Annotated in this window: 12 protein-coding genes, 2 tRNA genes and 1 rRNA gene; 6 read left to right on the top strand and 9 right to left on the bottom strand. The window is 34.8% G+C overall.

The annotated features are described in order from the left end of the window. Positions 1 to 120 (bottom strand): 5S ribosomal RNA (gene rrf, locus VEU72_07950). 76 nt (positions 121 to 196) lie between these two features. On the opposite strand from rrf, the gene VEU72_07945 reads away from it, so the two are divergent. Both VEU72_07945 and VEU72_07940 read left to right on the top strand, forming a co-directional pair. Continuing rightward, a complete protein-coding gene (locus tag VEU72_07945) occupies positions 197 to 1,981 on the top strand; it encodes a ribosome biogenesis/translation initiation ATPase RLI (GenBank protein HYL67064.1) in 1,785 nt (594 codons plus the stop codon). A gap of 5 nt (positions 1,982 to 1,986) precedes the next feature. After that, positions 1,987 to 2,811 carry a class I SAM-dependent methyltransferase family protein gene (locus VEU72_07940; GenBank protein ID HYL67063.1) on the top strand — a complete coding sequence of 275 codons (825 nt, stop codon included), beginning with the start codon at positions 1,987 to 1,989 and terminating at the stop codon, positions 2,809 to 2,811. Here the strand turns inward: VEU72_07940 and VEU72_07935 are convergent, their stop codons facing one another. Both VEU72_07935 and rimI read right to left on the bottom strand, forming a co-directional pair. Then, the gene (locus VEU72_07935) at positions 2,812 to 3,036 is read right to left on the bottom strand and encodes a transcriptional regulator (GenBank protein ID HYL67062.1); all 225 of its coding nucleotides are present in this window, start codon (positions 3,034 to 3,036) and stop codon (positions 2,812 to 2,814) included. A gap of 36 nt (positions 3,037 to 3,072) precedes the next feature. Beyond that, the gene (rimI, locus tag VEU72_07930) at positions 3,073 to 3,573 is read right to left on the bottom strand and encodes a ribosomal protein S18-alanine N-acetyltransferase (protein HYL67061.1); all 501 of its coding nucleotides are present in this window, start codon (positions 3,571 to 3,573) and stop codon (positions 3,073 to 3,075) included. 81 nt (positions 3,574 to 3,654) lie between these two features. Between rimI and VEU72_07925 the strand changes: the two genes are divergently transcribed. Beyond that, a complete protein-coding gene (locus tag VEU72_07925; GenBank protein ID HYL67060.1) occupies positions 3,655 to 4,728 on the top strand; it encodes a site-2 protease family protein in 1,074 nt (357 codons plus the stop codon). On the opposite strand, the gene VEU72_07920 is transcribed toward VEU72_07925, so the two are convergent. Beyond that, positions 4,720 to 5,805, bottom strand: a complete 1,086-nt coding sequence (locus tag VEU72_07920; GenBank protein ID HYL67059.1) for a transcriptional regulator — start codon at positions 5,803 to 5,805, stop codon at positions 4,720 to 4,722. The genes VEU72_07925 and VEU72_07920 overlap by 9 nt on opposite strands. Positions 5,806 to 5,855: 50 nt before the next feature. On the opposite strand from VEU72_07920, the gene pyrE reads away from it, so the two are divergent. Beyond that, positions 5,856 to 6,464: an orotate phosphoribosyltransferase gene (pyrE, locus tag VEU72_07915; protein HYL67058.1), complete on the top strand. Its 609-nt coding sequence runs from the start codon at positions 5,856 to 5,858 to the stop codon at positions 6,462 to 6,464. Between the two features lie 22 nt (positions 6,465 to 6,486). Here pyrE and VEU72_07910 read toward each other — a convergent pair whose 3' ends face one another. From VEU72_07910 to VEU72_07900, 3 genes are all read right to left on the bottom strand, one after another. Beyond that, on the bottom strand, positions 6,487 to 7,050 hold the full coding sequence (locus VEU72_07910; GenBank protein HYL67057.1) for a TATA-box-binding protein: 564 nt from the start codon (positions 7,048 to 7,050) through the stop codon (positions 6,487 to 6,489). Positions 7,051 to 7,456: 406 nt separating this feature from the next. Beyond that, positions 7,457 to 7,530: transfer RNA gene (locus VEU72_07905), tRNA-Ile, on the bottom strand. A gap of 41 nt (positions 7,531 to 7,571) precedes the next feature. Beyond that, a complete protein-coding gene (locus VEU72_07900) occupies positions 7,572 to 8,207 on the bottom strand; it encodes an iron-containing redox enzyme family protein (protein ID HYL67056.1) in 636 nt (211 codons plus the stop codon). 83 nt (positions 8,208 to 8,290) lie between these two features. On the opposite strand from VEU72_07900, the gene VEU72_07895 reads away from it, so the two are divergent. After that, positions 8,291 to 8,381: transfer RNA gene (locus VEU72_07895), tRNA-Glu, on the top strand. 49 nt (positions 8,382 to 8,430) lie between these two features. Next, complete coding sequence (locus VEU72_07890; GenBank protein HYL67055.1) at positions 8,431 to 9,282, top strand: polyprenyl synthetase family protein; 852 nt, start codon at positions 8,431 to 8,433, stop codon at positions 9,280 to 9,282. Here VEU72_07890 and VEU72_07885 read toward each other — a convergent pair. Then, a complete protein-coding gene (locus VEU72_07885; GenBank protein HYL67054.1) occupies positions 9,272 to 10,759 on the bottom strand; it encodes an NADH-quinone oxidoreductase subunit N in 1,488 nt (495 codons plus the stop codon). The two genes, VEU72_07890 and VEU72_07885, sit on opposite strands and share 11 nt — an antisense overlap. A gap of 9 nt (positions 10,760 to 10,768) precedes the next feature. Continuing rightward, on the bottom strand, positions 10,769 to 12,841 hold the full coding sequence (locus VEU72_07880) for an NADH-quinone oxidoreductase subunit L (GenBank protein HYL67053.1): 2,073 nt from the start codon (positions 12,839 to 12,841) through the stop codon (positions 10,769 to 10,771). Positions 12,842 to 12,843: the final 2 nt, after the last annotated feature.

Raw genomic sequence — 12,843 nt, 5'->3', positions numbered from 1 at the left:
AAGTGCCAGCACTACTGCTTCCCAAGAGCTCTCGCACCTTAGTAACACAGCAGCGACATTGGGTTTGACTTCCGGGTTCGGTATGGGACCGGGTCGGACCCCAACGCTATGGCCGGCTTGTAAGATGTTTTGATAATGTTCTGTATTAAGCTTACTTGAGTAGAGATATAAATTAAGAAAAAAGCTCCTAAAGTCTATGACTCATAGAGTTGCGGTTCTCGATAAGGAATCATGCCAAACAAAAAAATGCGGTCTTGAGTGTATCAAATATTGCCCAGTAAACAAATCAGGAGCTGATTGTATAGTCCTTAATGAGGAAACTGCTAAAGCCCAGATTGATGAAAATATTTGCAATGGTTGCGGCATATGTGTTAAGGTATGCCCCTTTGATGCAATAACAATTGTAAATCTAGCAGAAGAGTTGAGTACCGAAAAAATTCATCAGTATGGAATGAATTCGTTTCGATTATACAAGATTCCTACTTTAAAAAAAGGTCAGGTAATGGGCTTACTTGGCAGAAATGGTATGGGTAAGAGCACAATTATCAGTATTTTATCTGGAAATCTAAAACCAAATCTTGGAAATTATGAATCACCACCAGAATGGGTAGATATTTTAAAAAATTTTCATGGAACCGAATTGAAATCGCATTTTGAAAAAATTTCAAATGGTGAAATTAAAGCATCCATAAAACCACAGCAAGTATATAATTTAGCAAAGGCATTTAACGGTACTGCAAAAGAACTTTTAGAAAAATTTGATGAGCGTAATGTGGTATCAGAATTAGTAAGAGATTTAGGATTAGAAAACTCGATGGAAAACAGACTTGATGAACTTAGTGGGGGTGAGCTACAGAGATTAGCCATTGCGGTAGCTGCTTCAAAAGAATCAGATTTTTATTTCTTTGATGAGCCATCATCATATAATGATGTATTTCAGAGAATTGGAGTAGCAAAAGTAATTCATGGTCTGGCCAAACTTGAAAAAAGTGTCATGGTTGTAGAGCATGATCTTACAGTATTAGATTACATTAGTGATTTTATAGAAATACTATATGGTGAACCTGCTGCATATGGTATTGTAGCAAATATACTCTCAACTAAAGTTGGTATCAATGCATTTTTAGACGGTTATCTGCCAAATGAAAATGTTAGATTTCGCGATACTGCATTTAGATTCGATGCCTCAACTTCTACAGATGAGTTTGTTATGACTGATACTATTATTGAATATCCAGTATTACAGAAAAAATATCCTTCTTTTTCGCTTTCAATAGATGCTGGAAGAGTAAGAAAAAATGAAGTTTTGGGCATTGTTGGTGCAAATGCCTTAGGAAAAACAACTATGATGAAAATGATTGCGGGAGTTGAAAAACCTGACTCTGGTAATCTTGAAACTAAGGTGAAAATATCATACAAACCACAATATCTTACAAATGATTTTGATATAGAAGTAATTTCACTTTTAGAGAAAGCCAACAATGGCGGATTAGAGGGTACCACTGAAGAAGAGCAGATTATTGATCCAATTAAGATAAAAAAGTTATACAACAAATCAATAAAAAATTTGTCAGGTGGAGAGTTGCAAAAAGTTGCTATCGCCGCTTGTCTTTTACAAAAAGTTGATCTTTATGCACTTGACGAGCCTTCTGCATTTTTAGATGTGGAAGACAGAATTACTATTGCAAAGATGATTCAGCGATTTGTCCGTTCTTACGGCAAAACTGCGATCATAATTGACCATGACATTCAGCTTATGGATTTAATTTCGGATTCGATAGTAATTTTTGAGGGAATCCCTGGAAAAGAAGGATATGCAACGTCACCCAAATCAAAAGCGGAGGGAATGAATCGATTTCTAAAATCTCTAGATATGACGTATAGACGAGACGAGACGAGTCTTCGACCACGGGTAAACAAAACTGACAGTAGACTTGACAGAGATCAAAAACAGTCTGGTCATTTTTATTATAGAAATTGACTCGAATGTTAAAAGAAGCAGTGACAGGAATACTATCTGAAAAAGAGATAGAAGATTTGTATGGAGCCTTTGATCAGATAGGAGATATCATAATACTTAGAATACCAGATTCGCTAGTATCGAAAAAAGAAATAATTGGAAATGTTCTGTTAGAAAAGGTAAAAACCGCAAAATCAGTTTTTTACCAGTCTTCTCCTGTAAGTGGTGATTTTAGAACAAGAAAATTAGAATTACTTGCTGGAGAAGATAAAACAGAAACGGAGTATAAAGAACATGGTTGTAGATTCATAGTAGATGTTGAAAAAGCATTTTTTTCACCTAGACTTTCGACAGAACGAGACAGGATTGCAAATTTAATACAAGATGGAGAAACTGTCATCAACATGTTTGGCGGAGTGGGAATGTTTTCCATTATTGCTGCAAAGAGAAAAAAATGCACGGTATACAACATTGACATAAATCCAAATGCCTCAAGACTATGTGAACAAAATATCAATCTAAACAAGCTTGTAGGCGAAGTCGAATCAATAACAGGTGATGCTACAAAAATCATAGAAGATAGATTGACAGGAATTGGTGATAGAATTCTCATGCTTTTACCTGAGAGATCAGACGAGTTTTTAGACTCTGCAATAAAGGCTGTGAAAAAAAATGGCATAATTCATTATTATTGTCATGTACATGGTGACAAAAAAAATGAAGTAAGTAAACTTGCAAAAGAACACTTTTTGGAGGTAATGAAAACTAAAGTCGAAGTTCTTGGTTCTAAAATAGTAAGACCTGTTGGACCAAGATTTTATCAAGCTGTAGTAGATGCTAAATTGTTTTAGTTACTTTTTATCATCAGAAACTAAAGATGATGGTGATGGTCTCGATGTTGCCATGTTATAGCCAATCCAAGAAATCACACCTAATATTCCTCCAACTGCCATAAGCACAGAAAGTTGCAATACAATTGGGCTCCATTCAGAAAGCATCAACAGATACGCATACACGAAGAAACCGCCTATAGATAAAACAAAGATCGTGATTCCTACGTTACGCTGTCTGTTCATTAAGCTAAAATCTTTTCTGGAGTAATTTATGTGAATCTAGTAAACAAATTCAATTGCCATCAAGTAGGCATCTTCACCGTCTCTGTAATATGCCTTCAAACGTTGTTTGATAATAAACCCAATTTTTTCATATAGTCTCACAGCTTCATTATTGCTACAACGAACCTCAAGATAAAGTTCATCTGATTTTTTGATTTTAATTCCAGATATTGCTTCTTCTACTAAAACTCGCCCAATTCCCTTTTTCCTGTATTCTTCTAATACTGCTACTGAAACAACATGTCCTTTTTTTACAAATCCAAGTTTTTTAAAATTTGAAAATCCATATTCAATTTTACACATAATATATCCAACAAGTTTCTTATCTATCTCTGCAACAATAAATGATTCTGGTAGTTCTGAAAGCAGGCTTTCGTAGAAATAATCAGAATAATGTTCAGGGAGTGTTTTCATATTTATTTCCATTACTGGGATGATATCCTCTGGTTCACATCTTCTAATAATGCAGTTACCAATTTCTCTTAATGCTACTTGCAATCCGAAAATATTTGGAATGGTGTAATTATTTAACTTTAGTCAAATAAAGGAATTAATGGGCGCTAATCACACGTACCTCAATTGAGTGAACCAACTGTAGAAGAAGTAATATCAATTGTTTCTGCTGTATTTCAGATAAAAGGAGTGAATCAAAGTGTAAATGCACTCCAGATTGAAATAGAAAATGAAGAATTCAAACAAAAATTTGCTCAACTAGTAAAACAAATAGAATCTAAAAATCTTGTTGCTAGGCTTGAGAAGAATGATAGTAGAACATTTGTAATCATATCAAGATTTCAATCACCCAAGCCACGACGAGTTTGGATTCCAAGAGCTCTGTTCGCAGCAACCATAGTAATGGTAATGATTGATGGGTATTATCATACAGTTTCTACAAACTCTATAACATACATAGGCAATCCCTTCCAGATAGCTGTACTTTTTACAATTTCTCTAATGGGAATACTCGGTATACATGAACTTGGTCACATGATAGCTTCAAAAATACATAAAATCAAGATAAATTGGCCGTATTTTATTCCAGGAATTCCAGTTTTCGGATTTCCCACATTTGGGGCGCTCATCATGTCACGAAGTTTTACAATAAACAGAGATACATTATTTGATATTGGAATTTCTGGACCTATCGCTGGATTAATTATAGCAGTTGTTGTTTCAACATATGGTGCATATCTTTCTCCGTTAATTCCTAGCGCACAAGCAGATGCCCTTTCTAATTCTGGGCTTATAGATGTACATTCAAGTATATTCATGGATGCAACAATTCTCCTAGTAGGCAAACATGTAATTGGAAAAGAATTGATAATGTCACCGATATTATACGCAGCATGGTTTGGGTTTCTGATAACATTTCTCAATCTTCTTCCGGCGTGGCAATTAGATGGAGGTCATATTGCTCGCGCAACTTTTGGTAAAAAGACACATCAAATTATGACATATGTAAGTATAGGAATACTTGCAGCTGTTGGATACTATATCATGGCAATTTTTGTATTGATGTTCAGTATGAGAAGTCCTGATGTAAAACCACTTGATGATATTTCTCCACTTTCAAATAAACGAAAAAAACTGTTTGTTCTTGTAATGATTCTTGCATTTCTATGTGCTCCACTTCCGTTTTCTATATTATCTTAACAATACATGGGAACCATCAGAAACAATAGATATTTTTTGTCTAGCACCTTGTGTTTTTAAAATATAATCCATTGTGTGTTTTATGCCACCAAATGATGATATGTCAAGCTTTTTAGTATAGAATTCTGGCAAAATAGAAACTATTCCTATCTGAAATTTTTTTCTAGTTTCAGTTAAAAATAAGAGATCTTCCATTCCATCCACATATTTTGCTGGATTTTGTAACCTGTCTAAACTCATTCTTCCCTCAACATATTGTTGTATTGCCTCAGAACCTATACCATTACGACATTCTGCTAGAAGAATAGCTAAACCTTCTTCCTTAATTGCTTCAGAACAATTCCATAAAGAAGAAAGTGATCTACCAAATGTTTGGTCGCTACTTTCTTTTCCGGTACTAATAATCATTGTACGGTGTTTTCCTATCTCATTTATTGCAATTGAAGAAAGAGATTTGGATATTGAGGATGTAGTGGATGGATGACCAACGAATAAATCTACCACACCCAATGAATTTGCAACAATCTCTATTGCAGAGATATCAAAAGTATCTGTAAATTTCTGAGCTACTGTGTATGTTTGAAGATCTTCTCCAGGAGCAGGTAGATTTCCTTTTCTTTTCTCATATGCAGAAAGCATATGATCTTTTCCAAATCTTCTTATTAATTTTGTCGATATGGTATTAAATCCAAAGAGCCCATCAAATTCCATTTCACCAATAAAAACCAAATTAGAGTTTGAAAGTTGTGACATGCCAAATTCTGAAATTATCAAGGTAGGATCTGAAAAAATGTTTTTTAATACATGAAAATTAGATTTGTCAACTAGAATTTTTGGTTTTGGAATTGATTTTTGATTACATTTTTCTAATAATATAGAAATTATTTTTTTTACAGATTTAGAATATTCTAGAATTACAAGTTCAGTTGGTTTTGTAAGATCAATTTGTTCAAGTTTTGAAGAGATTTCAAGATCTGTCAGATTTGTTCCTCCTACCTCTATTTTTTTGTCAAGATTTTCAGCTCGTATATCTAATACAATGTCTGTAGGCCCATAACTAAGCCAAATTTCTGGCATAAGACTACCGATAGGACAATTAAAATAAATCTAGTTCAGTTAATTTTGCTGTGGAGTTTGTCAAAGAATTTGCAACTTTTTTGTACCAAAATGGTGCAATCAAATTTGGAAATTTTAAACTTTCAAGTGGTAAAGACAGTCCTTATTATATTGATCTAAGGGTTGTACCAAGTTTTCCACACCAATTTCGTAAAATGATAAAAACCCTTCAAAATTCTATATCTGAAAAGATAGGATTTGACAATTTTGATTGTATTGCTTCTGTTCCTACCTCTGGACTTGTGATTGCATCAGCTCTTGCTATTGAAACTGTGAAACCTCTCATATACATAAGACAAAAACCAAAAGATTATGGTACTGAGAATGTAATAGAAGGAAAAATAGTAGAAGGTTCCAGAATCTTACTTGTTGATGATGTTGGAACAACTGGTCTTTCTCTACTAAATACCATCAAAGCACTCAAAGCTGCAAAAATGATTGTGACAGATGCGTTTACAATAATAAATAGATTCGAAGGTGCAAGGGAGCTTTTAGCATCTGAAAATGTAAGATTGTACGAAATTACAGATATCATTGCATTAAGCTCGATATTACATGAAGCAAATTTGCTTGATGATGAGATTTTTGAGCGAATTAAAAAACAAATAGGTCTAATCTGAAGCCAAAAAAAGGCTTACAGAGTTAGCTTTCGTAGATCATTAGTTCTTTTTCCTCTAGCAAGGTGTGCAAATTATGTACTGCCCTATAGACTTCTGCTTCTTTTTTTGCACCAGTACAAACAAGTTTTCCTGACGCAAAAAGTAAGATTACTGTTTTGGGATCAAGCATTCTATGTATTAAACCAGGAAATTGTTCCGGTTCATACATACTTCGTGGAAGAGTTCTTGCAGCCTGTTCTAAGTGAATTTTTCCTCCAAGGCTTGCAGATGCCACTATATTTTGAATAACTATGACGGCGTCTTTTTTTATTTTGATACCGCCCTTTCGAAGTTTTTGTACTACACTTCTTACTGCTTTGATAGCCTGTTCTTCTGATTTTGCACCGGTACAAACCATCTTACCAGAACTAAAAATCAATGTTGCAGTTTTTGGGGATTTCAGTCTGAAGACTAAACCTGGGAATTGATCAGGATGATACTCAACATCAGGAAAAGTTTGCGTGATTACATTGAGATCAATTCTTTGATCCACCGATGCCGAGGCCACAACATTTTCTATGCTGACAATTGGCTTTGTTTGAGGCATTTTTTTTCTTTATATAAGGGCTTTATATATACCTGTAACCTTTTACTATAAACATATTTTATCAAATTTATTAAATTCTTTCTAATTTAAAAAAATTGTTTTAGGCAGCTCAGACAAATGCCTTCACATCATATGATTCAGATATAACTCTGATTCTTCATTGCGGCCTATTGAAAATCAGTATTTGCTTATTTTAAAACTAGTGGCAGCGACTAATCATTTTATGATTATAGTTTTTATCATAAAAATCAAAAAACAAACATAATTTTCATTTGGTTTCCTATATGTCATGTTAACCGTGCATATAACCATGTAGAAAATTATTCCATTTGATCAAATTAACGAGTATATCATTACAAAGAATGAGGTAATTTACTGCAAGTTTGTATCTATAATCAAAAAATAGTGGGCCCAAAGGGCTTCGATCCCTTGGCTCACCGGTTATGAGCCGGTTACTCTACCAAGCTGAGTTATGGGCCCCCGCACAAACAATTTTGCATGCAGTATAAAATAGTATAGAGTTAGCAGTAAGCTTCGTAACAACTATCAAGTAACATATTCTGCGCCGCAATTGATTTACTTGCAATATTAAATAATTCTTCTTCATTTTCTATTGGTGTTTTTTCGAGAATTTTTCTCCATAATGCAGCATGTCGTATATCAGCTTCTATATGCAGTCTAAAATATTCAATTGCATCATCAGTTGTTATATTATAGAACTTTCTTAGTCCATCAATTTTTGATGAGCTTATTTTTGGAATTTCTTGTTCAAGAGTATACATTGCAGCGGCACCACCTTCAAATACAGTCATAAGTTTTGAAAGATTTGAGACAGCCTGTCTTGTCTTTTCAAGACCATCATATTCTTCCAATTCTATTTTAGATACACCTAATGAACCAGCAAACTTCATCCAAAGTACTATATGTTCAGATTCTTCTTTTTGATTTGCTGCAATTGTATCTTTACCATGAGGTGCACCATCCATAATCATATTTACAAACGTGGGTACTGCTTTAACAAGCTGAAAATATTCTTTTGAATAACCGTTAAGAGATTCATGTGTTAGTGTTCCTTCATTCCACATAACATAAAATTTATGCTTCAACAAACTTTGTTTTTCTATTAACTGATCGATTCGTGTTACAAGAGATTTCATGCGATTTATGAAATCAGCCAATAAAAAAATCTTTTGAATCACTTCAAAAGGATTTTATGGACAGAAAACCGGATGCAATTTGGGCTCCAGTGGTGTAGACCGGTCAAGCATGGTGGACTTTCAATCCACCGACCCGGGTTCAAATTCTATTTGATGAAAATCCCGGCTGGAGCACTACAAAAGCATTAATATTGTAATACAAGGTTAAGCTGTGTGCAGATTTTTGGATAGAAAAAATCTTGAAATTAACCCATTGTTAAAAGACTACAAACAATATGTAGATAAAATAAATGCTGCATTAAAACATGAATTAGAACTTTATTCCGCTTCTGAATTTGTTGAACCTCTTCAATATGCTCTTGATGGAGGAAAAAGAATTAGACCTATTATTCTTCTATTATCTGCAGAAAGCGTAGGAAGTTGTGATGAAAATGCATATGTTGCTTCTTGTGCGGTTGAATTATTACATACAGAATCAGTGATACATGATGATATAATTGATAATGAGATTTTAAGAAGGAGAAAAGATCCATTTCATATAAAATATGGCTATAATACGAGCATAATTACAGGTGATTTTGTTCTAGGCTTGATTTTAAATATATCATCAAGATTGAATAATCCTAGAATTGCAAGTGAGCTTGCTAATACCGCAATGATGATGAGCGATGGTGAGATGATTGAGACAAGATTAGAATCAAGTGAAGATGTTACTTTTGATGATTATCTTAAGGTAATCGAGTATAAAACTGCAACAGCTTTTGAAGCTGCTTCAAAAATTGGCGCCATACTTGGGGGCGGAACAGAAGATCAAATACTTGCTCTTGCAGAATATGGAAAAAATGTAGGAATTGCTTATCAAATTCATGATGATCTGCAGGATTGGAATAATGAGGATAAATTATTTAATGCTTTAATAAAAAAGAGTTCAGATCCACGTAATATCTTTAATCACATGGATTTCTTGCTAAAAGATTATTCTCAAAAATCAAAAATGGGGTTAAGAAAAATCAAAGATTGTCCTGCAAAATCTAATCTAGTGAATCTTGTAGATCTTACAATGTTTAGTGTATAGTAGAAAGTGCACTAAGGTTTGGAACAGCAGATTTTGCAAATTCAATTATTGGATCAGGATAGACTCCTATTCCTACCATAAATATAATTGAGAATATCATAACGGCAATTATAGATTTTGGTTCTTTTACTCTCTTGTCTGATTCGCCTTCTTCAAAATACATCTTTCTTATTATCCAACCATAGTATCCAAGAGAGAGTGCGCTGTTTAGAACACCTGCAACTGCAAGATAAGGAGCCCATGGTGCGACAGAGCCAGCATTGATAGCTGCACCAAACAACATGAGTTTACTCCAGAATCCATTTAGCGGAGGAACACCTGCTAGTGCAAGTAATGAAATCACCAATCCAAGTGATGTTATTGGCATTCTTTTTCCTAAACCGCGTAACTTGTCAATGTGTGAGACTGCCAGTGTAGTGATTATTCCAGCTGCTGCAATAAAGGCAGCTGCCTTCATTACTGCATGATTTAATATGTGAAAGAGCGATGCTTGAATACCAATTTGCGAAAAAGGTGCAACACTTAATCCAATTAGTATGTATCCGGCATGAGCTATACTGGAATATGCAAGCATTCTAGTGAGATTCTTTTGCATTATTGCAGCCAAGTTGCCTACAGTCATTGTTATAATAGCAATTATTCCGAGTGCAAAAGCCCAATCAACGTTTAAGGCAATTGTACCCATTATTATTACACGCAAAGCCGCAGCAAACCCTGCCTTCTTTGTACCTGCTGCTAAAAGTCCAGCAATAGTAGGTGGAGAACCTTCGTATGTATCAGGAAGCCACATATGAAATGGTACAAGACCAATTTTAAATCCAAATCCGGCAATGAACATGCCTACTGCTAAAAGTGCTAATGGCATCATATCTGGTCCAAGTTTTGAGAATCCTGAAATTACAACTCCTATGTTAGTTGAGCCTGTAAGTCCATATGCAATGGATATTCCATAGATTATAATTCCTGACGATAAAGCACCAAACAAAAAGTATTTGATTGCAGCTTCGTTTGATGATGGATCTTTTTTATTAAATCCTGCAAGAACGTAAGTTGGAATACTCATGAGCTCCCAAGCTACAAACAACATTACTAAATCAGTAGAATATGCAATAAGCACCATTCCGATGGATGCAAGAAGTATCAAAGAATAGTATACTGCAGGATTAGATCTTCCCCGCATGTAATTAAATGAACTAACTGTTGTCATTATGCTAACAATAAGCATAGCAATTGCAAAAAATGAACCAAAGGTATCATCAACAAGAACATTTTTTGAAAAGATTGCTGCTGGCATGATGTGCTTTAAAAGAATTTGATATGCAACAAAACAAATTGCTGCAATTAAAGCTCCAAATGCTATTCCTCCATATAGTGATGAACCTCGTTCTTTTCTTATTATACTAATAACTGGAAGTATTACTCCTACTGATCCCAATAGTATAGTTAGAATGATTGGTGTTGATGTGAATTCGATCATTTTTTTCTCCTAAATTAACAAAAGGAGTACTACAAATAGTATTCCAGCTCCAAATACATACAAATATGATTGAGAAATTCCAGTTTGAGATCCTTGCAATATTCGTGCACCAACAGCAACTGCTTTTTGTGGACCTGTGTTAAAACCTTCGATTACAACATTTTCAAAGTATCTGTACACACCCCTTCCAAAATATAGCGGTCCAATTACAAAAGCCCAGTAGATCAAGGAGTTAAGATACCATCTATTTAGGAAGAATTTATGTATAGAATAGAAAAATAAATTAGAATTTACAAATTTTACAGGATCTGCAAATCTTCCTATATAGAAGATATACCCTAATCCAAATCCAATTCCAAATGCAGCGAGTGATGCAGTAAGTGCAATAGGGTTAACTCCGTTCAAAAATCCACCTAGAACTGATTGTGATTCTATAGCAACAATTCCTGATTTTATTCCAAAATAAGTACTAAGATAATCTGTAAAGATTCTATGTATTTCATGTTCAAATGATAATCCTATGATACCTATGCCTATTGTAAGTACTGCAAGTATACCATATGGTATCCACATTGAGGCACTTGCTTCATGAATATGATGACCTTCTTTTTCCATATTTTCTACATGTTTACTCTTATTTCCAAAGAAGACCATACCAATCATTCTGGTAGTATAAAATGCAGTAATTACTGCAGTGACGAGTGCAATTACAAATATCGGTAATGCCCATGTATTTCCAGATTCATATACAGCTGCAAAGATTGCATCTTTACTCCAAAATCCAGTAGTGATAAATGGGGCACCCATTAGTGCAAGTCCTGCAGCCCACATGAACGCATATGTTTTCTTCATGTATTTTCTTAATCCCCCCATATCTGTCATGAATCGAGAACCTACAATGTGTAATAGTGAACCTGCAGCCATGAAAAGCGATGCCTTGAACATTGCGTGAGATATAAGATGGAAGAACCCAGCAGTATAACCATCAACAAATTGTCTTGACAATCCTGCCACACCAAGTGCCATCATCATATAACCAATCTGTGAACCTGTTGAATATGCAAGAACTTTCTTAATTTCTGGATGAACCATTCCTTGAGTTGCAAGCAGTAGTGCTGTAATTGCACCTACCCAAGCAACAACTTCAAAGAATTGATCCATGTTAATACCAATAGCAGCTAATGCAAAGAATAATGGTCCTAATCTTGCCACTAAAAATACTCCGGCCTTAACCATTGTTGCAGCATGTATCAAAGCTGAAACTGCGGTAGGACCAGTCATGGCCTCAAGTAGCCATTCATTAAGTGGAAATTGTGCTGATTTTCCTACTGCGCCACCAAAAAGCAAAACTGCTGCTGGAATCAAAAGATGTTGTGCTGACATTGCCGTAGCCCATTCTGTATGTTGAGTTAATTCTCTAAATCCAAATGTACCAGCAAATGCAAAAATCAAAAACATTCCAGATAACATCATTACGTCTCCAACTTTTGTCATGATGAATGCCTTTATTCCTGAATGTGTTGGTGAATAGTAGTCTACTAGTCCCAGAACCTTACGTCCTTCAATTCCAACATGATCTTTCTTTTTATCTCTATACCAGAAACCTACTAAGGCGTAAGAAGCTAATCCTACTCCTTCCCATCCAAAGAAGAGCTGCAAAAAGTTATCTGAAAGAACAATCAGCTGCATTGATCCAACAAAGAATGTCATCCAGAACCAGAATCTTGTGATGTCTTTATCGCCCTTCATGTAACCCGTACTATATACAAAAATCAAAAATGAGATCCATCCAACTACGTTTGCCATTATAATGGCAAGAGGATCAGCCAGAATTCCTGCCTTTAATCCGATTGATGAAATCCATGAAACTTGATTATGAATTTCATGGTTTCCTAGTGCAAGTGGCAAAAGTGTAGCTGCAGAAATTGCACTTGCTAAAGCAAATGCCACAGCAACTCCACCAGTAGCTCTTTTTGAAATTTTTGCAACTGCTGGTATTATTAGAGCTGCAATAAACGGTAAAATCCAAATGGCCCATACGCTAAGAGAACTAGAGGATAAATCAAAAGGTAAAATAGCCATTC

This window comes from Nitrosopumilaceae archaeon (assembly GCA_035631875.1).
Classification (GTDB): domain Archaea; phylum Thermoproteota; class Nitrososphaeria; order Nitrososphaerales; family Nitrosopumilaceae; genus TA-20.
Note: the sequence above shows the minus strand (reverse complement) of the source record. Positions and strands in the feature narration are given on the sequence as shown.